This window comes from Flagellimonas sp., from assembly GCF_965222555.1.
Classification (GTDB): Bacteria; Bacteroidota; Bacteroidia; order Flavobacteriales; family Flavobacteriaceae; genus Flagellimonas.
The window spans coordinates 1640356-1661501 of record NZ_CBDCUG010000005.1; the positions used below are offsets into that span (position 1 = coordinate 1640356).

The 21146-nt window shown below is 38.3% G+C and carries 20 protein-coding genes; 15 read left to right on the top strand and 5 right to left on the bottom strand.

The window, feature by feature from the left end; translation table 11 throughout:
* Positions 1–81 precede the first annotated feature (81 nt).
* The 3 genes from ACOQO1_RS15785 to ACOQO1_RS15795 all read left to right on the top strand — a co-directional run bounded on the left by ACOQO1_RS15785 (position 82) and on the right by ACOQO1_RS15795 (position 3875).
* Positions 82–1143, top strand: coding sequence for a sensor histidine kinase (locus ACOQO1_RS15785; RefSeq protein WP_420603848.1), 1062 nt, complete (start codon positions 82–84; stop codon positions 1141–1143).
* 1 nt (position 1144) lies between these two features.
* On the top strand, positions 1145–1900 hold the full coding sequence (locus tag ACOQO1_RS15790) for a LytR/AlgR family response regulator transcription factor (RefSeq protein ID WP_420603849.1): 756 nt from the start codon (positions 1145–1147) through the stop codon (positions 1898–1900).
* 82 nt (positions 1901–1982) lie between these two features.
* Positions 1983–3875 (top strand): peptidase M61, encoded by a 1893-nt coding sequence (locus tag ACOQO1_RS15795; protein ID WP_420603850.1) that lies wholly within the window; start codon positions 1983–1985, stop codon positions 3873–3875.
* A 71-nt stretch (positions 3876–3946) separates the two neighbouring features.
* Here the strand turns inward: ACOQO1_RS15795 and ahcY are convergent, their stop codons facing one another.
* Positions 3947–5263, bottom strand: coding sequence for an adenosylhomocysteinase (ahcY, locus tag ACOQO1_RS15800; protein WP_420603851.1), 1317 nt, complete (start codon positions 5261–5263; stop codon positions 3947–3949).
* A 74-nt stretch (positions 5264–5337) separates the two neighbouring features.
* Between ahcY and ACOQO1_RS15805 the strand changes: the two genes are divergently transcribed.
* From ACOQO1_RS15805 to ACOQO1_RS15835, 7 genes are all read left to right on the top strand, one after another.
* Entirely contained in the window at positions 5338–5979 is a 642-nt protein-coding gene (locus ACOQO1_RS15805; protein WP_420603852.1) for a 4'-phosphopantetheinyl transferase family protein, read from the top strand.
* A 44-nt stretch (positions 5980–6023) separates the two neighbouring features.
* Positions 6024–6284 carry a thiamine-binding protein gene (locus ACOQO1_RS15810; RefSeq protein WP_420603853.1) on the top strand — a complete coding sequence of 87 codons (261 nt, stop codon included), beginning with the start codon at positions 6024–6026 and terminating at the stop codon, positions 6282–6284.
* Positions 6268–6906 carry a nicotinamide riboside transporter PnuC gene (gene pnuC / locus ACOQO1_RS15815; RefSeq protein ID WP_420603854.1) on the top strand — a complete coding sequence of 213 codons (639 nt, stop codon included), beginning with the start codon at positions 6268–6270 and terminating at the stop codon, positions 6904–6906. The genes ACOQO1_RS15810 and pnuC overlap by 17 nt, the downstream gene beginning before the upstream one ends.
* A complete protein-coding gene (locus ACOQO1_RS15820) occupies positions 6861–7424 on the top strand; it encodes an AAA family ATPase (RefSeq protein WP_420603855.1) in 564 nt (187 codons plus the stop codon). The genes pnuC and ACOQO1_RS15820 overlap by 46 nt, the downstream gene beginning before the upstream one ends.
* Positions 7421–8959: a DUF4301 family protein gene (locus ACOQO1_RS15825; protein ID WP_420603856.1), complete on the top strand. Its 1539-nt coding sequence runs from the start codon at positions 7421–7423 to the stop codon at positions 8957–8959. The genes ACOQO1_RS15820 and ACOQO1_RS15825 overlap by 4 nt, the downstream gene beginning before the upstream one ends.
* Before the next feature lie 678 nt (positions 8960–9637).
* Complete coding sequence (locus ACOQO1_RS15830; protein WP_420603857.1) at positions 9638–9943, top strand: hypothetical protein; 306 nt, start codon at positions 9638–9640, stop codon at positions 9941–9943.
* A gap of 137 nt (positions 9944–10080) precedes the next feature.
* Entirely contained in the window at positions 10081–11427 is a 1347-nt protein-coding gene (locus tag ACOQO1_RS15835) for a sigma-54-dependent transcriptional regulator (protein WP_420603858.1), read from the top strand.
* On the opposite strand, the gene ACOQO1_RS15840 is transcribed toward ACOQO1_RS15835, so the two are convergent.
* The gene (locus ACOQO1_RS15840; protein WP_420603859.1) at positions 11402–13861 is read right to left on the bottom strand and encodes an ATP-binding protein; all 2460 of its coding nucleotides are present in this window, start codon (positions 13859–13861) and stop codon (positions 11402–11404) included. The genes ACOQO1_RS15835 and ACOQO1_RS15840 overlap by 26 nt on opposite strands.
* 376 nt (positions 13862–14237) lie before the next feature.
* Here ACOQO1_RS15840 and ACOQO1_RS15845 point away from each other — a divergent pair, with 376 nt between their 5' ends.
* The gene (locus ACOQO1_RS15845; protein WP_420603860.1) at positions 14238–16460 is read left to right on the top strand and encodes a TonB-dependent receptor; all 2223 of its coding nucleotides are present in this window, start codon (positions 14238–14240) and stop codon (positions 16458–16460) included.
* A 105-nt stretch (positions 16461–16565) separates the two neighbouring features.
* Positions 16566–17564 (top strand): Gfo/Idh/MocA family protein, encoded by a 999-nt coding sequence (locus ACOQO1_RS15850; RefSeq protein WP_420603861.1) that lies wholly within the window; start codon positions 16566–16568, stop codon positions 17562–17564.
* 6 nt (positions 17565–17570) lie between these two features.
* On the opposite strand, the gene ACOQO1_RS15855 is transcribed toward ACOQO1_RS15850, so the two are convergent.
* Positions 17571–18008, bottom strand: a complete 438-nt coding sequence (locus ACOQO1_RS15855) for a Rieske (2Fe-2S) protein (RefSeq protein ID WP_420603862.1) — start codon at positions 18006–18008, stop codon at positions 17571–17573.
* A 187-nt stretch (positions 18009–18195) separates the two neighbouring features.
* Here ACOQO1_RS15855 and greA point away from each other — a divergent pair, with 187 nt between their 5' ends.
* Positions 18196–18672: a transcription elongation factor GreA gene (greA, locus tag ACOQO1_RS15860; protein ID WP_420603863.1), complete on the top strand. Its 477-nt coding sequence runs from the start codon at positions 18196–18198 to the stop codon at positions 18670–18672.
* Between the two features lie 79 nt (positions 18673–18751).
* Positions 18752–19144 carry an HIT family protein gene (locus tag ACOQO1_RS15865; RefSeq protein WP_420603864.1) on the top strand — a complete coding sequence of 131 codons (393 nt, stop codon included), beginning with the start codon at positions 18752–18754 and terminating at the stop codon, positions 19142–19144.
* Here the strand turns inward: ACOQO1_RS15865 and ACOQO1_RS15870 are convergent.
* Positions 19132–19485 carry a hypothetical protein gene (locus tag ACOQO1_RS15870; protein ID WP_420603865.1) on the bottom strand — a complete coding sequence of 118 codons (354 nt, stop codon included), beginning with the start codon at positions 19483–19485 and terminating at the stop codon, positions 19132–19134. The genes ACOQO1_RS15865 and ACOQO1_RS15870 overlap by 13 nt on opposite strands.
* Before the next feature lie 3 nt (positions 19486–19488).
* Positions 19489–20640 carry a sensor histidine kinase gene (locus ACOQO1_RS15875; protein WP_420603866.1) on the bottom strand — a complete coding sequence of 384 codons (1152 nt, stop codon included), beginning with the start codon at positions 20638–20640 and terminating at the stop codon, positions 19489–19491.
* A gap of 123 nt (positions 20641–20763) precedes the next feature.
* On the opposite strand from ACOQO1_RS15875, the gene ACOQO1_RS15880 reads away from it, so the two are divergent.
* A complete protein-coding gene (locus ACOQO1_RS15880) occupies positions 20764–21141 on the top strand; it encodes a DUF3127 domain-containing protein (RefSeq protein ID WP_420603867.1) in 378 nt (125 codons plus the stop codon).
* Positions 21142–21146 lie beyond the last annotated feature (5 nt).

The following is a 21146-nucleotide window of genomic DNA, read 5'->3' on the forward strand; positions in this document are numbered from 1 at the left end:
TGAACTTTCAGGTGTGCGTTATCGTTAAACAGCCTTATGTATCTTTAACAAATGGCAGTTGGAATGTTCAAAAAAGCAGGAATGAAGAAGTTTTTGTTCAGGTTGACCGTGATCAACGTGGTCTTTTTTCTTATAAAAATTACCATGGAACGTGATGATGATGGTATTCAGGGCTTTTTTAGCCCTACCAGCGTTTTTTATTATGTTTCTGCTTTCATTCTATTCATGCTGACTTGGGAGTTGAATGACTGGTTCCTAAGAAAACAGCGAACCAAAGGTGGACTAGATTTTAAAAGTAGTTTGCTCATTATAGGGAAAAACATGATTTTGGTTGCTCCAGTTGCAGCTTTGATCTATTACCTTGGATTGTTCCCGTTTAAGGATACCTTTGGAATTATTTGCGATGATCCACCATTGGTTGAGTTTACCATAGATTTTTTTAGAGCTGTACTCCTCGGCTTGACAGTTATTTTTTTCAATATGTTTCATTTTGCCATGAACCAAAGGGAAGAAATGAACAAGCAAATGGAGGACTTAAAAAAGGAAATGATGGCGTCAAAGTATACTTCCCTTAAAAACCAGATAAGCCCTCATTTTTTATTCAATAGTTTAAACACCTTAACCTCATTAATGTATGAGGACAGGGATTTGGCTTCTGATTTTGTAACGAGATTGGCCTCTAGTTATCGCTATATTTTGGATAATAAAGAAGAAGATCTAGTGAGTTTGCAAAAAGAATTGAATTTTTTGGATGCCTATGCATTTATGATGGAGGTCAGGCATAAAAATGCGGTTGTCATTAAGATTAATATTAAAGTTTCACCAGACCATCATTGGATTCCTACCCTGGCTTTACAAATGTTGATTGAAAACGCAATGAAGCACAATCTATATTCCAAGGAGAGACCATTGCAAATTTCAATTTCTTCAATAGGCGCTGATGCGTTAGCTGTTAAGAACAATCTTAGAAAGCGAAAGCGAAAACAGGACACTACAAAGCTTGGGTTGGAAAACATTAAAAAAAGATACTCGTACTATACCAACAAACAGGTATTGGTAATGGAGGAAAGTGATTACTTTGAAGTCATAATTCCACTTTTGGATAAAGATGTGACAAAAATGAACCTTAAGTCAATTTCATGATATGAGAGCAGTAATTGTTGAAGATGAGGAATTCGCCTCAAAAAGACTGGCACAACTGGTAGGGGAATTGGCTCCTGAGATTGAAATTGAGGCTAGGTTAAATTCTGTGGAAAGTGGAGCGAAATGGTTCAAAAAGAATGAACTGCCAGATTTGGTATTCTTGGACATTCAATTAAATGATGGCTATGGGTTTGACATTTTGGATGACATTGAAGATCATCCTCCGGTAATCTTCACAACCGCTTATAATGAATTTGCCATTCGTGGATTTAAATACAATGGAGTGGACTATTTATTAAAGCCCATTGTAAAAATGGATCTAAAGGCAGCCTTGGAAAAGTTCAAGAAGAATGTAACTAGAAACGGACATACACATACCGATAATTTGGAGCATTTAAAGCAGCTTTTCCACAAGGAGTACAAGCATCGTTTTATGGTAAAGGTTGGAAATCAATTTAGATCTTTCAACGTTGAGGACATTGCATACTTTAAATCCCAAGATGGCTTAATTTGTCTTCAAACCCATTCGGGACAATCTTATCCCATTGAGTACACTATTGATCAGCTCGAAAATATTCTCAATCCCATACATTTTTTTAGGATCAACCGTAAGTTTATGGTTTCTGTAAAAGCTGTGGTGGAGATCCATAGCTATTTCAACAGTCGTTTGCTTTTAAAATTACTTCCTATGGAGGAAGAACAGGTAATTGTTTCTAGGGAGCGCACTACCAATTTTAAGAAGTGGTTGGATATGTAGTTTTTACAACTTTCACTTTTTCTTTTGTTTTAAGGATAGGTTTTCTCCATATCTTAGGCCACACAATCAAAAATTCTATACAATGGTTAAAAAAATATCCTTTATTGGATTAAGTCTTATACTTTTTTCTTGTGGTACAAAAATAGCGGTCAATGACTTGGCCACAGCTAATCCGATTACCGCTCATTTGGATTTGGTAAATATTGATAATGATAAAGTAGCAGTTTCCATTGACCCCGGAAGGTTTGTTAAGGACACCGTTGTGTATAGATTGCCAAGGGTGGTTCAAGGAACCTATGCTGTTTCTGATTTTGGAAAATATGTCGAAGAAGTAAAAGGAGTTGATTACCAAGGCAACGAATTGAATGCTACAAAGGTGGATACCAATACATGGCTATTTTCGGAAGCTAAAAACTTGGATAAAATATTGTATTTGGTCAATGATACTTTTGATCAAGAAATACAAGGGGGAATTGGGGAAGAGGTTCCGTTTTCACCTTCAGGGACAAATATTGAACCTAAGCAAGTAATGTTGAACCTTCATGGATTTGTTGGTTATTTTGATTCACTTAAAAACAGTGCCTATAGAATAGGCATTACCGCTCCTGAATCTTTCAATTATACATCTCCATTACAAGAAGTAAATAGTGTTCAAAGTGAAGATGGAAAGACCAGAAAATCCGTTTTCTTGGCCAATCGTTATTTTGAGGTTACGGACAACCCCATGATGTATGGTAAAACAGAAGTAGAGGAATTTATGGTGGGAAACATCAAAATAGTACTTAGTGTCTTTTCACCCAATGGAGTGCACAGCGCTTCCGAAATAAAGAATACGGTCAATAAAATGATGCTTGCCCAAAAGGAATATTTGGGTGATTTGGATAGCACCCCACGATATGATATTCTGCTTTATCTTTCAGATACAGCACAAGAAGATGCGCCCAAAGGTTTTGGAGCTTTGGAGCATCATACCTCTACCGTGGTCGTCCTTCCTGAACAGATGGAGGCAGAAGCTTTGGCAGAATCAATGATAGACGTTGTTGCGCATGAGTTTTTCCATATTGTGACTCCGCTATCTGTACACTCAGAAGACGTACACTATTTTGATTACAACGCCCCTACTTTTAGCAAACATTTATGGTTGTATGAAGGGGTGACGGAGTATTTTGCCCAACATTTTCAGGTATATGAAGGATTGATTGATCACCATGAGTATTATTCCAGAACCACTCAAAAGATAAATACCTCCCGCTCTAATTATGAGGATGCCATGAGTTTTACTAAAATGAGCGAGAATATCTTAGAGAGCCCATATAAGGAAAACTATGCAAATGTCTATATGAAAGGGGCTTTAATAGGCATGTGCCTGGACATTTTGATGCGGGAAAACAGCAATGGAAATAGAAGCTTGTTAACTTTAATGAAGGAGCTGTCAAATAAATATGGTAAGGACAAGCCTTTTGTAGATGACGACTTGGTTAAGGAAATTACGGAGATGACCTATTCAGCTGTAGGGGAGTTTTTGAATACACATGTTGTGGAAGGGACCCCCATTGATTATGATGTATTCTTTGAAAAGGTAGGCTTACATTTTGCAGAAGCGGAAGTAGAAACTAACTACATTCAAAATGCGGGAAATATTATTGTTGGTGCCGATCCTGAAAAAGGGGTTATAAAGTTTAACGGTTTGGTTGCCAATAATAGTTTTTGGAATGACAATGGAGCCCAACCCAATGATGTTTTTAAATCCTTAAATGGGGTTGAGGTAAGTTTAGCCAATGCCAATCAAGTTTTCGGCGAAGTATTTACGTGGCAACCCGGAAAGGAAATCGAAGTGGTTTTGGACCGTGGCGGAGAGGAAATCGTTATTAAGACAACGACAACGCCCTCCTATACAAAGGCAAACACCTTAGTTGAAAATCCTGAAACTACGCAAGCTCAAAAAGAATTGAGGGATGCATGGTTAAAAGGGTAACCGTTCCATAGGGATATATAAAAAAACCCTCGCAGAAATGCGAGGGCTTCAATAGTATTCCATTCCAAGATCTAATATCTATAGTAATCCGGCTTGAAAGGGCCTTCCACTTTCACGCCAATATAATCTGCTTGATCTTGTTTAAGCTCGGTAAGTTCGGCGCCCAAACGTGCTAGGTGAAGTTTGGCCACTTTTTCATCCAAATGCTTGGGAAGCATATACACTTCATTTTCGTATTTGTCGCTATTGTTCCAAAGCTCAATTTGTGCCAAGGTTTGGTTGGTGAATGAGTTACTCATCACAAAACTTGGATGTCCTGTAGCACAACCTAGATTGACCAATCTACCTTCAGCCAAAACAATGACATCTTTACCTTCAATAGTGTACTTGTCTACCTGTGGCTTTATTTCGTCTTTGGTATTTCCATAGGCTCCATTCAACCAAGCCATGTCAATTTCATTGTCAAAATGACCAATATTGCAAACAATGGCCTTGTCCTTCAAAGCCCTAAAATGCTCTTCACGAATGATATCCTTGTTTCCGGTTGTGGTAATGACCACATCGGCTTTGCCAACAACAGTTTCCAATTTCTTTACTTCGTAGCCATCCATGCAAGCCTGTAATGCACAAATAGGATCAATTTCGGTAACCGTAACAATGGCACCAGCACCTCTAAATGAAGCAGCAGTTCCTTTTCCTACGTCTCCATAACCGGCAACCACTACTTTCTTCCCGGCCAACATGGTATCGGTAGCTCTTCTTATGGCATCAACCGCACTTTCACGACAACCATATTTATTGTCAAACTTGGATTTGGTAACAGAATCGTTCACGTTGATGGCTGGCATGGGCAGTGTCCCATTTTTTACTCGCTCGTATAAACGGTGAACTCCCGTTGTAGTTTCTTCGGAAAGCCCTTTAACACCGGCTGCCAATTCAGGATATTGATCCAATACCATATTGGTAAGATCTCCTCCGTCATCCAAAATCATGTTCAAAGGCGCTCTGTCCTCACCAAAGAATAGGGTTTGTTCAATACACCAGTCAAATTCCTCCTCCGTCATTCCCTTCCAAGCATAAACTGGGATTCCTGCGGCTGCAATGGCAGCTGCAGCATGATCTTGGGTAGAGAAAATGTTGCATGAACTCCAGGTAACATCAGCTCCTAATTCAACCAAAGTCTCAATCAAAACTGCCGTTTGGATGGTCATGTGCAGGCATCCGGCAATTCTTGCTCCCTTAAGGGGCTGTTCAGTTCTATATTCTTCACGCAATGCCATCAAACCTGGCATCTCCGCCTCGGCAAGCTCAATCTCTTTCCGCCCCCAATCCGCAAGGGAAATATCTTTTACTTTGTAAGGAACATATGGAATTGTCTTTGTGCTCATATTTATCTTCGATTTACTTTTTGTAGCTTAGCTAAAATAGGATGCAAAGATACGAAATCACTTAATTTTTAACAGTGCCTATTTACAAAACCATAACAGTTTCACCCACCACTAAAGCGCATATCTGGAAAGTTGAGGAGCCAGAAGAGCAACTTTCCCGAGGAATTGTACTCACCCCGCATTGCCAAAAACGAATTGATGGCATGAAATCCGAAATCCATAGAAGGGCTTTCCTAAGCATTCGCCACTTAATGGATGAGGCAGGGTATAAGGACCATGACATGTATTATGACGATTTTGGAAAGCCACATTTAAAAGATGGAAATCATATATCCATAACCCATTCCCGTAATTACACGGGTATTATTGTAAGCTCTACTGATGAAGTAGGCATTGATATTGAGATGCAACGTGATAAAATCCTAAGGATTGCAAATAAGTTCACTCCCCTGGAAGAATACAGAACGTTGGCCAATACCGAAGCGATTATTAGAAAGTTGACCATAGTTTGGGGGGCAAAAGAGTCACTTTATAAGATTTATGCGGAACAAGGGCTTAGCTTTTTAAAGCATATTGATGTTATGGATTTTGCATTTGATGATAAAAGGACAGTTGCTCAAATTTTATATAAGGGGAACAAATCGCACTATGAAGTAGAGTTTACGGAATTTGATGGATTTACCTGTGTATATGCACTTCGAATGATGGGTGGTTGATGCTTCTTTTTAGTAGTTTTGTCGCTACAAACCTTATAATGCCCATGAACATATCTGTTGAACTTACCCTGACCCCTTTACAAGATAATTTTGAACCTCCAATTATCGAATTCATTAAAAAATTAAGAGCTTCTGGGCTTACGGTTTTAGAAAACCCCTTGAGCACTCAAGTTTATGGAGCTTATGACGAGGTGATGAAGCTGCTTCAAACCGAAATAAAAGAAACTTTCATGAATTTAGAACATGTGGTATTGACAATGAAGATGGTTAAATCGGACCGGAGCGGATATGAGCCACATTTTTGATTGGATTTTTTCACAATACGAAGGGGTTTCTACCCATATTGTGGTATTGGAACTCATAAGTGTGGTCTTTGCACTCTTGAGCGTTTGGTATTCCAAAAGGGAAAATATTTTGGTGTATCCCACCGGGATAATTGCTACGGGAATTGCAGCATATATTTTGCTTTTTTGGGGACTTTTGGGCGATATGCTCATCAATGCCTATTATTTTATCATGAGTATCATAGGATGGTATCTGTGGACGCGGAAAGTGGACGAAACGCATTTTGTTCCCATAACCAAGACCACTGTGAATGAAAAAAAATGGTCGGTTTTTCTTTTTGTGGGCACCATAGTATTTGTAAGTGTCGTTTATTTTCTTGCTGATAAATTCAATGTATGGACCGCTTATGTGGATACCGTGACCACAGCCATATTTTTTGTGGGCATGTGGTTGATGGCAAAGAAGAAATTGGAGAACTGGATATATTGGATCATTGGAGATATCATTACGGTACCGTTATATTGGTATAAAGGGCTTATTTTTAGTTCTCTGCTATATTTTTTATTAACTATTATTGCCATTTATGGGTATAAGGCATGGAAGAAAAACTTAGGCAAGAGCCCTCAGACCTTGTTAAAATAGTTTTGTTTGGACCGGAATCCACTGGTAAAACCACACTTTCCCAGCAGTTGGCCAGACACTACAATACAGTCTGGGTGCCGGAATATGCTAGGGAATATTTGCAGGATAAATGGAACAACGAACGTAAAACCTGCGAACCTCATGATTTATTGCCAATTGCCGAAGGACAGATTCGCTTGGAAAATGAATTGTCCAAAAAAACAACGGACTTGCTTATCTGCGATACGGATTTATTGGAGACCAAGGTGTATTCGGAGGCCTATTATATTGGACATTGTGATCCAATATTGGAAAAGTACGCCTTACAGAATACCTATGATTTGTATTTTTTGACCTATATAGATACGCCTTGGGAGCCAGATGATCTTAGGGACAAACCCAATGAAAGGGAAAAAATGTTCAAGTGCTTTCAAGAAGCTTTGGAAAAATATGATAGGAATTTCGTTATCTTGAAGGGAGATAAACAAACAAGGCTTAAAACCGCAATCAAACATATTGATAAACTTCTCAAAGCATGATAGACTTAACTGTAAATGACCAAGAACAGCTTCAAAAAAAAGGTATCTCCAAAGAAAAAGTTGAAAATCAAATAGAAACATTCAAAGCTGGGATTCCGTTTGTGAAACTTAAAAGTGCAGCGGTAGTTTCAGATGGTATTTTTAGGTTTTCTGAAGAAGATCAAAAGGAATTGATTCAATATTTTGAAGATTCAAGAAAGACGTTGGAACTGCTAAAATTTGTTCCAGCTTCAGGAGCTGCTTCCAGAATGTTCAAGGCAATGTTCAATTTTTTGGATGCCTATGATTTTTCAAAAGAGAAGTTATCGACTTATATAGATAGAACTGGAGATACTGCCGTTAAACAATTTGTTGATGGAATGGAGAACTTTCCTTTCTATTCCATTATTATGGAAAGAATTTCGGGCAAGACATCTAATAGAGATGAAGAAATCTATTTGTTTGTAAAGGAAATGTTGGTGACAGAAGGATTAAACTACGGGTTTTACCCCAAGGGATTACTTCCTTTTCATAATTATAGTTCTGGAAGTGCCACTCCTTTTGAAGAACACTTAAAGGAAGCATCACTTTATGCAAAAACGGATGGAACAGCCAATCTTCACTTCACTATTTCGGAACAGCACAACGATATGTTCAAAGCAGAACATGACAGCGTGGGCCCAAAAACTGAAAAAGCAACAGATACACAATTCGATATTTCCTATTCCAACCAAAAACCTTCAACAGACACAATTGCTGTGGATATGGAAAACAAACCGTTTAGGAACAATGATGGATCTTTGTTGTTTAGGCCGGCTGGACATGGGTCGTTAATTGAAAATTTAAATGACCAAGATGCTGATGTTATTTTCATCAAAAACATAGACAATGTGGTAATTGATGGGAATTTGAATGAAGTGGCAAACAGCAAAAAAATGTTGGCAGGTGTTTTAAGAAAAGCACAAACAAAAGCTTTCGCTTATGCAAGGTTGCTTGAAGATGGTAATGCGTCTGAAGAGCAGGTGGTGGAAATCAAGCATTTTCTGGAAGAAGAATTGAACGCGAAGTTGTCCAACGGTTTTGATGATTTAGACCTAACTAAACAGATAGAGGTGTTGAAGGATAAGTTGAATCGTCCTATTAGAGTGTGCGGAATGGTGAAAAATGAAGGAGAGCCTGGAGGAGGACCGTTTTGGATTTATAATTCAAAAGGAGATGTTTCCCTTCAAATTATAGAATCTGCCCAAATCGATATGTCAAACGAGGAGCAGGCAGCTATTTTGAAAAATGCAACACACTTTAATCCTGTAGATTTGATTTGTGGGGTAAGAAACTTTAAAGGAGAAAAGTACAATCTTTTGGATTTTGTGGATGAAAAACAGGGTTTTATCACCAACAAGACCAAAGAAGGAAAGGAACTTAAAGCCTTGGAGCTACCTGGACTATGGAATGGCGCTATGGCTTTTTGGAACACTATTTTTGTTGAGGTTCCGTTGGTGACATTTAATCCAGTGAAAACCGTTAACGACTTGTTGAAACCTACACATCAAGCATAGTTATAGAACTTGTTTTACTGAAATGCGGCCTTGGAATTTTATCCAAGGCCGCATTTTTTGTTGGAGATGTGACCTAATTAAAAAAATGGTGTCCAATATATAGAAGCACGAAAAATGTTTGAAGAAGAAAGAAATTGTAAGCAAAAGAAATTAAAGATACATCTAGGCGAGGATGTCTAGATTTTTTTGGTTGGTTGATTTGGTTGGAAGGTCGTACCATGTACGACCTTTTCTTTGTGACCTAATTAAAAAAATGGTGTCCAATATATAGAAACACAGAAAATGCTTTTTAAAATCGTATTTGTTCTTGGGTTGTTCTCCTTTGTTTTGGCCGTTTGCCTTGTGGTACCCTATTTGAACAATGAATATAAAACGAGAAAAAAAAGAAAATCAGGATGATGCTATGCAAACACTAACCTTTGCGTTATCCACGACAGCCAATATCTTTTAAGGTTAGAATATTGGTGAAGTTGAAAGGGCTGCTTCGGCAGCCTTTTCTGTGTAAAAAATATACACTTTTTAGGGCTCTGTAAACAAAAATACACACTGTATCTTTTTTTGAGGTAAAAATAACTTGCTATTTATCAATCACTTACAACTTTTTTTTGTTATCTCAAAAAAGGGCATTGGATTTTCATAGGGATAGTCAAGTTTAATTTTTTAAAAATAGAATACACCATGAAAAATTTATTTTTTGCCACAGTTTTGTCTTTTGTTGGTTTAACAGCTATGGCTCAGGAAGAAACCGCAGAGTTGCAAACAGATGAGACTACAGCAATAGCCTCAATACAGGATTTCCAAGAAATCAATGTTGCGGATTTACCGGAGACCGTAAAAGCCGCCGTCAAAAAAGATTACCCAACAGCCAGTGTAGACAAAGCTTACAAAAATGAGTCAGATCAATATAAATTGGAACTATCCCTCAAAGATGGCACCAAGGGCACCGTTTATGCGGATGCTGAAGGCAATTGGATAGAGATATAGCATGAGTTTTGATTAATCGTGTTAGGTTAGTTTGGTTTGGGAGGGGTTTGCAACTGCAAACCCCTCCTTTTTGTGACAATTTTACCAAATATTTAAAGTCCCTTACAACATCGGTATCGTATATTAGATACTGAGATATGCCCAAAATCTTAATCATTGAGGACGATACCGCATTCTGTCAAATGCTTCAAAAGTTTTTGGCCAGGCAAGGTTATGAGGTTTCCTCAAGCTCCAATCTTAAAGAAGCCAAAGAAGAACTAAAGGGTACTTTTTTTGATATCATTCTGTCAGATGTTAGACTACCAGAAGGAGATGGTATTTCCTTGCTTTCCAGAGTAAAGGAGAAATCGCCCAAAACCCGTGTAATTTTAATGACAGGCTTTGCCGAAGTTAAAACTGCCGTGCAGGCCATGAAAAAGGGGGCGTTTGATTATATCTCGAAACCTTTTACACCTGAAAGTATATTGGAAGTTATTGCCAGTGCGTTGCATGTGGATGATTCCAAAGAGCCAATATCTCAGGAAATTGATAATGCAATTACCAAAAGAGATGTCTGGCCTGCAAACAAAATAGTAGGGAATAGTGAGGCATCAAAAAAATTGCAACAGTATATTGAACTGGTAGCTCCAACAAATATGTCGGTTTTATTGACTGGGGAAAGTGGTACTGGAAAGGAAGTAACAGCTAGGGCGATTCATGATATCAGTAAACGAAAGGATAAAAATTTTGTAGCCGTTGATTGTGGGGCCATACCCAAGGAATTGGCCACTAGCGAGTTTTTTGGCCATATAAAGGGGAGCTTTACGGGGGCCATTGAAGACAAAATTGGGCATTTTGAAGCGGCAAATGGTGGTACGCTTTTTTTGGATGAGATTGGAAATCTTTCCTATGAAAATCAAGTGCAATTGCTCAGGGCAATTCAGGAACGAAAAATAAAGAGGGTAGGAAGTACCCGGGAGGTCTTTGTGGATGTTCGGATTGTGGCCGCGACCAATGAAGATTTGATGGAAGCTGTTGAACAAGGCAATTTTAGAGAAGATTTATTTCACCGCCTGAATGAATTTTCCATTGAAATTCCAGCATTAAAGGATAGAAAAGAAGATCTGATGCTATTTGTTGAGTTCTTTTTGCAAAATGCCAATGCCGAACTGAACAAAAATGTCGGCCAGTTATCCGAAGTAGTAAGACAGGTATTGTTTAATTATCACTGGCCAGGAAATCTTAGGGAACTTAAAAATGTGATTAAACGTGCCGTATTGTTTACGGATGGAGATACCGTAAAATTGGATGCCATCCCCCAAATTTTGAAGATTGAATCAAAAGAAGATGAATTAGAAGATTTTTCAAAGCATAATTTTGAAAAAGAAAGAATCCTTAAAGCATTGAAGCAGACTAATTTTAACAAGAGCAAAGCCGCCAAGCTTTTGCAGATAACCAGAAAGACCCTTTACAACAAAATCAATTACTATCAGCTAAAAGTGTAGCCAGATAAGTTCGTATTTCCTTTTCCAACTCGTTAACGTAAAATTTTAGTAACCCTAAATCTTCAAGGTTCTTTTTGGATGAAACACCTGATGTGATTTGTTCAAAACCTTCTAAAATGGGCACCACACTTTCAACTTTGAGTTGCCTGAACATAGGAAGCATTTTATGTGAAATGGCTCTAATTTTAGTATACCTTCTTTCTTTAACCGCCTTTGAAAGAAGGTTAAGGTTTTTATCCGTATTGCTCAAAAAAGTGCATAAAACCTCAAAGACCGCCTGCTCATTGTCCAAAAAAGAAGAGATGATTTCCGTACTGAACAAATCAGAAGACACACCTTTCAATGCATCATTTTTAGCAATTACTGAATCAAAAGATTCGTCAATGCCTTTTAGGATTTTTACTAGACTTTCGTTTGAAAAAGGTTTTAAAAGAACATCCTTAAATCCAGCATTGAGGAATTGACCCTTTGGAATTTCCCGTTGACCGGTCATTGCGATAATAGGTTGGTTTTTATAGTTTGGAACAGCTCCTTTTTTAAACTTATTAATCACTTCAAACCCATTCGTTTTTGGCATTTGAATGTCAGTTAAAACAACATCGTAGTCCAATGGGGGTGCTTTTTTTAAATCTTCAAAACATGAAAATGTTTTTACCTCAAGACCATGTATTTTACAGGTTTCTTTTAAGAGTTTAAGCAAGCTTTGGTCGTCATCCAGAATGATGAGAGATGATTTGTTTTCAAAATTGGCACTTTGGTTTTTTTTAGAAGGAATGGCTTTGCTTGAAAATTTCAAGGGCATCGAAAAGGTAAATGTACTCCCCTTGTTTATTTCACTTTCAACCTTCAAATACCCGTGTAATAGTTCTGTAAGTTTTTTTGAAATGGTGAGTCCCAAACCGTATCCTCTTATTTTTTTTGGAGTGGAGCTTCCTGCTTGTGCAAATTCTTTGAATATCAGTTCTTGTTTCTCTTTTTCAATACCAATCCCGGTATCAATTACTTGAATTATTACCTTGGAAACCCCATTCTCTTCTTTGGTAAAGGCCTTAATGTTTACTGAACCCTTATGAGTGAATTTAAAGGCATTACCAACTAGGTTGGTCAATATTTGTCTAACCCTGAAGGGATCTCCTAGTATTGGAGCTTTCAAGTTTTCAGTGATTTCCAATTCTAGGGAAATGAATTTATTCGAATCTGATTCATTAAAGTATGAGACAGTTTCGGCAATCAGTTCCGAAAGGACAAAAGGAATGTTTTCAATTAGTATTTTTCCAGCCTCCAATTTTGAAAAATCCAGAAGATCGTTCACAAGATTCTCAACATATCCTGCTGCAGATTTCATGTTATCAAAATAGTGTGCTTGCTTATTGTCCATGGCTCCATGCTCCATTAATTCCATGTAACCCTTTATGGTGTTTAGCGGAGATCTTATATCATGGCTTACGGTTGATATTAATTGCTCCCTACTTTTTAAAAGAGATTCGGAATACTTTTTTTCTTTTTCCAATCTTTCTCGATATAGCTGCCCTTTCCAATAATCATTGGCAATCAAAAAAGTGAAAATGCAAACAAGTATGAAACCTAGAATGGCCGCACCCCATGCAAATTTTGCACTTCTTTTTAGGAGTGTTTGTTTGTCAAGGTTTTCAGAATAAATTCCTATGATCAGTTCTTGCTCGAATGCGGAGATAATGCTTCTGAGTTTTTGGGAAAGCTCAAGGTCTACCTTGTAGATTTGTAACTCTTTGGCAATCATTGATTGTTCTATTTTTGCAGTTTCCACCTTTGCATCTTCCAACATTGATTTGGATAGGGTAAGTATTGAATCAAGTTCATTTGTATTTGTCTTACCAGTAGTATTTTTTGGGATGTTTTTATTCAATAGGGCTACATAATCCTGGATGGATTTCTGGGTCTTGACCGGAAGCTGGTGAAAATTGGGCACAAAAGTTTCAGGGGTAATTCTGCCCAAATCTGTTTCCATTTTTTTAAAGGCTTCCAAAAGAGAATCCAGAGGTGCGTTATTTTCATTTTTCACTTTAAGTTTTCTAAGCTCTGCATTGTTATACATCTTTTGCTGTAACAGTTTTTGCACAGTTTTCAGCTTATCAATTTGAAGGCTATCTTTTGTCAGCAGCTTCAATGCTTCTATAGTATTGAAAATAGAATCTACCTTTTTTGCGTAGGCATTCAGATTTTTCCTTTTCCTATTTTGTAATGCCAGTTTAGAGAGGTTTTCTGCTTCATAAAGTTCTGTGAGCAAAGAGTTGGTCTTTAGTAGTTTAACGCTTCCGCTTTCTTTGTTGTGAGCTTCCAAATAGTCATTGAACTCAGCATAGATAAAGAAACCGGCCAGCAAAGCTATTATGCCCAGTATGAAATAACCGGCAATAATTTTTATGGTAAATCTATTCTTTGATCTGGGGAGCATAAAAATGTATTACTCCAATATATACGGGAAGCCTATAGGGTATAGTTATAGAAAAATGTTAATTATGATACTTTTTTGCTATGAAAAATCAATATCCGGTCTTACATTTGCGGCATCTCAAAGGGGTGCTTTTATTTAGTTGAAAGTGCAAAGTTGAAAGTTCTGAGATTGACTTCATCCAAATGAACGAGACTTGGAACTGACCACTGAGAACTGATAACTTTATTGAGGCTGAGATTATACCCAATGAACCTGGGCGGGTAATGCTGCCAAGGGATTGCGCAAGGCGCATCTTGGAATTTCTATGTTTCTTTTGAAACAAAATCATTTTAACTAACAGGAATAATGGCCCCTTTTATTCGTAAAATTTTTACGGATGAAACCGATTTATTCAATGATCAACCTCAAGACCGCAGAGGTAAAAAGCGGTTCAATGCGAAAACCAAAAAACAATCAAGAGCATCGCATTAAAACCTTATTCACAACAATGGCGGTTACAGGGCTGGCACTTACGGCAAGTGCACAACAATCGCCAACAGATTCGCTTGAAGGCAAAAAAATTGTATTGGATGAAGTACTGGTACAAGCAGTTCGGGTGACCAAGGAATTTCCCATCACTTTTTCTAATTTGGATAAGGATGAGATTGCTCCAAGAAATTTGGGGCAGGATATTCCTGTTTTGATAAACTTTTTACCTGCTGTGGTCACTACATCTGATGCAGGTGCCGGAATTGGCTATACTGGGATACGGGTCCGAGGAAGTGACGCCACAAGAGTCAATGTAACCATTAATGGGATTCCGTATAATGATGCGGAATCGCAAGGTACTTTTTGGGTAAATATGCCCGACTTTGCATCATCAACTGAAAGTTTGCAGTTGCAAAGAGGTGTTGGTACATCTACCAACGGAGCAGGTGCTTTTGGAGCCAGTTTAAATTTACTTACCGATGCATTTTCGGAACAAGCCTATGGTAGAATATCTTCATCAATAGGGAGTTTTAATACCCTCAGGAATAATATGAAGTTTAGTACTGGGCTCATCAATGAACATTTTGAACTTTCCGGAAGATTGTCGCGGATTACATCCGACGGCTATATAGACCGGGCCAGCTCTGAACTGGATAGTTATTTTTTGCAAGGCGTGTACAAGGATGATAATACCCTGGTAAAAGCATTGCTTTTTGGCGGACATGAGGTAACGTATCAGGCATGGAATGGTATTGATGCTGAAACTTTAAGAACCAATAGGACTTTTAATTCTGCAGGAATCTATACCGATGAAAATGGAAATACACAGTTCTATGAAAGGGAAGAGGACAATTATAAACAAGACCATTTTCAATTGCATTGGAACGAAACAATCAATTCTGAATGGAACACCAATATTGCATTGCACTATACTCGCGGGCGAGGATTTTTTGAGCAATTCAGGGAAGATGATGATTTTGCAACCTATGGTTTTGAACCTTTGACAGTAAATGGAGAGACTGTCAATACAGCTGATTTGGTACGAAGAAGATGGTTGGACAATGATGTTTATGGTGTTGTGGCATCCATAAACCACAAAAAAGAAAACCTTGACCTAATTTTGGGTGGAGGATATAATACCTATAAAGGAGATCACTTCGGTGAGGTCATTTGGGCCCGTTTTGCAAGCAATACCAATATTAGAGATCGGTATTATGAGGACAATTCCACAAAAACTGACTTCAATGCTTATGTAAAGGCAAACTATAAGTTGGATGATAAGTGGTCAATTTTTGGAGATATGCAGTATCGCGGCGTGGGTTACGAAGCCAATGGAGAAGATACCGGTTTAGTGGATGACACTTTTAATTTTTTTAACCCTAAAGCTGGAATCACTTTTGACTTGAACTCCAACCACAACTTCTATTTTTCATATGCTGTAGCCAATAGGGAACCCAACCGCAACGATTATGAAAATGGGAATCCTAAACCCGAACGGTTAAATGATTTTGAATTGGGATGGCGTTATGTCTCTCCCTCATTTCAATTGAATGCGAATGCGTACTATATGCGTTACAAAGATCAGTTGGTACTCACAGGCGAACTGAACGATGTTGGAGCTCCGCTGAGAGAAAATGTGGGGGACAGCTATCGCTTGGGATTGGAGCTGGATGCCAATATCCAACTGGGAAAACAATTTATGTTAAGACCCAATGTAGCACTTAGCGATAATAGAAATGTCGACTTTATTTCTCAAAATGATGATGTGCTTCAAAATCTGGGAAATACCCATATTGCATTTTCACCCAGCATAATTGCTGGAAGTATTTTGACCTTCGCACCTAATGACAACCTTCAGGTTTCATTGCTTTCAAAATATGTGGGAGAGCAATATATGGGTAATATAGATTCTGAGGCATCAATATTGGATAGTTATTCCCAAACAGATTTTAACGTACAATATGTTATTGAAGTCAACTCTTTTATAAAGAATATTGCACTAACTGGTTTGGTGAATAATGTTTTGGATCAGGACATTGTTTCCAACGGAGCAGATTATGGAGGAGGTTTTATTTATTATTATCCCCAGGCCGGAATCAACTTTTTGCTAGGGGCCGCAGTTAATTTTTAATTGAGTCAGATGTCATTCCCACGAAGGCGGGAATCCATATATTGATGTAAGAGATTCTTAAATAGAGTCATTACTATTTTAAGGGATTCTGTATTTTTATATATCATGACAGAATCCCTTAATTTTTTTAATAAAACTCCAATTCGGTGGGGCGTTATTGGCTGTGGCGGTGTTACAGAGAAAAAAAGTGTGCCCGCATATCAGATCACAAATGGGTTTGAGGTAGGCATGGTGATGCGGAGGGATGCCGAAAAAGCAAAGGACTATGCCTTAAGGCATAAGGTGCCGCATTGGACAACAGATGCGAAAGAGGTTATTGAAAATCCGGAAATAGATGCCATCTATATTGCTACTCCACCAGATACCCATCGATTTTACGGACTTCAAGTGGCCGCAGCAGGGAAACCCTGCTGCATAGAAAAACCCATGGCCCCCACTTATCAGGATAGCTTGTCAATTTACCAGGCCTTCAAATCAAAAGGGCTTCCTTTGTTTATTGCTTATTACAGACGTTCCTTGCCCAGATTCCTTAAAGTGAAGCAGTGGCTGGATGAGAAACTGATTGGAGAAGTTCGATATATTCATTGGCAAAAAACAAAGCAACCAAGTGAAATGGACCTTAATGGTTCACTCAACTGGAGAACGGATAAAAAGGTAGCTCCTGGTGGTTATTTTGATGACTTGGCCAGTCACGGGCTGGATTTGTTTGCTTATTTATTGGGCGATATTAAAGAGGCTTACGGAGTTGCTTCAAATCAGCAAGGATTATACTCCGCTTACGACGCGGTTACCGGAGCATGGAAGCATGAAAGTGGTGTTGTTGGGAGTGGAAGTTGGAATTTTGGGTCATGTAAACGGGAAGATATGGTTGAAATATTGGGTTCGGAGGGGAGAATATGTTTTTCAGTATTGGATGAAGCTGCGATAACATTGGAAAATGCTTCAGGTAAACAAAGTTTAGAAGTTCCCCACCCAGAGCATATTCAACAGTTTCACGTGGAAAACATCAAAAATCATTTAGTCGGGACAGCCATACACCCCTCAACAGGAGATTCAGGGCTACAAACCAGTTGGGTAATGGATAAAATCTTGGGAAATTTATAATCCAGATTAGTTGGAGATGGTAATGATATTACCACTTTGAGTTGTCCTGTAAAAAAGTAGGTCATAATAACGTTTGCCATCATCAGGTCGGTTCAATTGCTCACCCGTAAAAAGGTTATAGGTGTAATCTTCGCAAGAACAAACCACATTTTGCCCATCCAAGGTCATGGTAGAACAGTTATTTGGAGCATGGTTGGGGCAACTGGCCTCAAAGGCAAAAAAAGTGTCAAAGCTGGTTCTCATAACAAATGCCCCGCGTGTGCCTACCCCATTGTTCCCAACGTAGACTGGATTTCCAATCGTATTTAGGTTGGAATATAAAGGAAGGTTCAGGTTCAGATCAAATCGAAAACTGACTTCTTGAAGGAAAGGATTGCGGTTGGTACCATCTGAATTACAAGAAATTAGGAAAATCAACAAAATACAGCTCCACAGGTGCCTCATAGTTAGGATTTCAAAACATTACAAGGGCAAATTTGGGCAAAAAATACCTATATTTGCGTTAAATCCTCGCAAAAAAACTATGCTCGGCATAGGGGTCGTAGAGGATTTTTTGTATTTCTGGCGATAAAGCACATTGGGAAAATAAGTGTATTTTCTTCAATGTTCTTTTGCATTAAAACATGACGACATGAGCAAGATATCTTATTACACAGCGGAAGGATTAAAGAAGTTAAGAGAGGAGTTGAACCACTTGAAAGATGTGGAAAGACCAAAGGCTTCCCAAGCCATTGCGGAAGCAAGAGACAAGGGCGATTTGTCTGAAAACGCTGAATACGATGCTGCCAAAGAAGCGCAGGGCCTTTTGGAAATGAAGATTTCTAAAATGGAGGAAACCTTGTCCAATGCCCGGTTGATTGATGAGTCCCAATTGGACACCTCAAAAGTATTGGTGTTGTCCACTGTAAAATTGAAGAACCAGACCAATGGCATGGAAATGAAATACACCTTGGTAGCAGAAAGCGAAGCGGATTTGAAAGCCGGAAAAATATCAGTGACTTCACCAATAGGAAAAGGATTGTTGGGAAAATCCGTTGGGGATGTTGCAGAAATCCAGGTGCCCAACGGAACGTTAAAATTTGATATTTTAGAAATTACCAGAGATTAAGAGCTACTAAAATACCTATATTTAATCCTGTCTCAAATGGCGGGATTTTTTATTCAAAACCAAACCAAATAAACCGAGCATGCCAAGTATTTTCACCAAGATCATCAATGGAGAAATTCCCTGTTATAAAATTGCAGAGGATGACGACAATTTTGCTTTTCTGGACATCAACCCAAATGCAAAAGGCCATACCCTGTGTGTCCCTAAAAAGGAAGTGGACAAAATAATGGACCTTGATGAAGAAGCATATATGAACTTGATGGCGTTTTCAAGAAAGGTAGGGAAAGCAATTGAGGCAACCGTTCCCTGTGAGCGGGTTGGACTATCTGTAATTGGGTTGGAAGTTCCCCACGTCCATGTGCACCTTATTCCTTTGCATAGCATGAAGAACGCTACTTTTCAATATAAAGAAAGTATGGGGCCAGAAGAATTTGAAGCTACTGCTGAGAAAATTAGAAACTACTTAAAATAACCTTCCATATAAAGGTAAATCCCTGCAGTAACCAAGCATAGCATCAGCACAAGAAGAACAAGGAAGAGCGTTGTAAACCGTATGGAGGTCTTATCGGGAGTGACCAATTTATTATAATATTCAAACACCCTTTCAATATCTGGTGTCCAGTTCACCGGATAAATAATGGAATAACATTTCTTGCATTTTATTTCGGATGTTACCTGATCCGTGGTCCTATGAAAAAATGGGTTGAAGGTATGTTTTTGATAAAAAGTGAGCTTTAGCTCCTGGTTAAAGCATTCTGGGCAATTGTTGGTCAATGCCGCATCTTTTATTGCAACTTGTTTTTCCTTTGCCATGACTTAGGGGGTGTTAGCTTTAAGGGAAATTTGCATGATTGTTCCTTCTTTACTTGACGAAAGTACTTTAATTTTCCCTTTATGGTATTCTTCTACAATTCTTTTAACAAGTGAAAGTCCTAAGCCCCAACCCCTTTGCTTTGATGTTACCCCGGGATTAAAGATGTTCTGAAAATCACTTTTAGGGACTCCATGCCCGGTATCCGAAACCAAAATATTAACGTTTTGCCCCTTTTTTTCAATCTCAATGGAAATGTTTCCCTTGCCCTTCATGGCATCTATCCCGTTTTTTACCAAATTTTCAATGCTCCAATTGTATAACGGGGGATTGAGTAGCACGGGTAGCTTATCAATATCAGAACTAAAAGAGAAATGCACCAATTTAGAGCTTCTACGCTTTAAATATTGATAAGCTTTTTCAGTTTCTTCAACAATGTCATGTATTTCTAGATCTGGAATGGACCCTATTTTGGAAAATCGCTCTGTAATCGTCTGTAGTCGGGTAATATCTTTGGCTATTTCCTTGGTGATATCAGGATTGATGTCCTCGGATTTTAAAAGCTCGTTCCATCCCAAAAGTGAAGTCAACGGTGTGCCAATTTGGTGTGCCGTCTCCTTGGCCATTCCCGCCCAGAGCTTATTTTGTTCTGACGCTTTATTGGTTTTAAAGAAAAAGAAAATGACTGCTCCAAAAAGACAGATGATAAGAAGCAAGGCCAAGGGATAGTATTTTAGTTTATTCAAAACTTCCGAATTCCCATAATAAAGGGTCTCCAAAAGTTCTCCTTCCTGAATAATATGTATGGGCCTGTTCTCACTTTCAAACTGCCGTATTTTTCTTTGAATGTATACACTGTCAGTTGCTTTTTCCTCAGGAATGTTGTGGGTCTTTATGGAGCCCTCCTCATTGACCAAGATCATAGGGGTAGAAGTGTTGTTCCCCATTACCTTTAAAGTAAGATTTCCCAATTCTTGATCTACCGAAGATTGGATAAGTTCTGATTGGGCAGTTGCCCAGATTTCCATTTTTAAACGTTCCTCTTCCTTGAACTTCTTAAAAAAACTGTTTGTGTTCCAAAGAATAAGGCTTACAATAACAAATGCAGATATCAACAGGGTGATATTGGAAGCTTTCTTTTTGGGGTTGAAGTTCATTTTTGGGCAAATTGGTTTTAAAGATAACGGAAAAAGTAAAAATTTGTTGATAGTTCTTTATTAGGTCTTTCCCGTAAGGTGGTCATTTTATGTATTTTTGATGCCTATTGAAAAGTAAATTACATGGAAGTTCAGGGAAGAATTAAAATGATTGATGAGACCAAAACGTATGGTAATAATGGTTTCAGAAAAAGAGAATTGGTAATCACTACAGAGGAGCAGTATCCACAACATATTTTGGTTGAATTTGTCCAAGATAAATGTGATCTTTTAAACAGCTACACTGTTGGGCAAATGGTGAAAGTGAGTATCAATTTAAGAGGTAGGGAGTGGGTAAATCCGCAGGGAGAGACCAAATATTTTAATTCAATCCAAGGATGGCGTATTGAAAATTTAGAAGCGGCCCAAGGAGATGAAAATATGCCTCCGGTACCTCCCATGGAAGCTTTTGAGCCAGCAGATGACCTCAATGAAGAGGATCACGATGACTTACCTTTTTAATCCAC

Bases quoted from the DNA above. Each gene is read 5' to 3' on its own strand.
- greA (WP_420603863.1), top strand. From the start codon at position 18,196: ATGAGCAAGATATCTTATTACACAGCGGAAGGATTAAAGAAGTTAAGA.
- ACOQO1_RS15825 (WP_420603856.1), top strand. From the start codon at position 7,421: ATGATAGACTTAACTGTAAATGACCAAGAACAGCTTCAAAAAAAAGGT.
- ACOQO1_RS15875 (WP_420603866.1), bottom strand. From the start codon at position 20,640: ATGAACTTCAACCCCAAAAAGAAAGCTTCCAATATCACCCTGTTGATA.
- ahcY (WP_420603851.1), bottom strand. From the start codon at position 5,263: ATGAGCACAAAGACAATTCCATATGTTCCTTACAAAGTAAAAGATATT.
- ACOQO1_RS15820 (WP_420603855.1), top strand. From the start codon at position 6,861: ATGGAAGAAAAACTTAGGCAAGAGCCCTCAGACCTTGTTAAAATAGTT.
- ACOQO1_RS15850 (WP_420603861.1), top strand. From the start codon at position 16,566: ATGACAGAATCCCTTAATTTTTTTAATAAAACTCCAATTCGGTGGGGC.
- pnuC (WP_420603854.1), top strand. From the start codon at position 6,268: ATGAGCCACATTTTTGATTGGATTTTTTCACAATACGAAGGGGTTTCT.
- ACOQO1_RS15880 (WP_420603867.1), top strand. From the start codon at position 20,764: ATGGAAGTTCAGGGAAGAATTAAAATGATTGATGAGACCAAAACGTAT.
- ACOQO1_RS15855 (WP_420603862.1), bottom strand. From the start codon at position 18,008: ATGAGGCACCTGTGGAGCTGTATTTTGTTGATTTTCCTAATTTCTTGT.
- ACOQO1_RS15830 (WP_420603857.1), top strand. From the start codon at position 9,638: ATGAAAAATTTATTTTTTGCCACAGTTTTGTCTTTTGTTGGTTTAACA.
- ACOQO1_RS15870 (WP_420603865.1), bottom strand. From the start codon at position 19,485: ATGGCAAAGGAAAAACAAGTTGCAATAAAAGATGCGGCATTGACCAAC.
- ACOQO1_RS15795 (WP_420603850.1), top strand. From the start codon at position 1,983: ATGGTTAAAAAAATATCCTTTATTGGATTAAGTCTTATACTTTTTTCT.
- ACOQO1_RS15785 (WP_420603848.1), top strand. From the start codon at position 82: ATGAAGAAGTTTTTGTTCAGGTTGACCGTGATCAACGTGGTCTTTTTT.
- ACOQO1_RS15845 (WP_420603860.1), top strand. From the start codon at position 14,238: ATGAAACCGATTTATTCAATGATCAACCTCAAGACCGCAGAGGTAAAA.
- ACOQO1_RS15810 (WP_420603853.1), top strand. From the start codon at position 6,024: ATGAACATATCTGTTGAACTTACCCTGACCCCTTTACAAGATAATTTT.
- ACOQO1_RS15790 (WP_420603849.1), top strand. From the start codon at position 1,145: ATGAGAGCAGTAATTGTTGAAGATGAGGAATTCGCCTCAAAAAGACTG.
- ACOQO1_RS15835 (WP_420603858.1), top strand. From the start codon at position 10,081: ATGCCCAAAATCTTAATCATTGAGGACGATACCGCATTCTGTCAAATG.
- ACOQO1_RS15865 (WP_420603864.1), top strand. From the start codon at position 18,752: ATGCCAAGTATTTTCACCAAGATCATCAATGGAGAAATTCCCTGTTAT.
- ACOQO1_RS15840 (WP_420603859.1), bottom strand. From the start codon at position 13,861: ATGCTCCCCAGATCAAAGAATAGATTTACCATAAAAATTATTGCCGGT.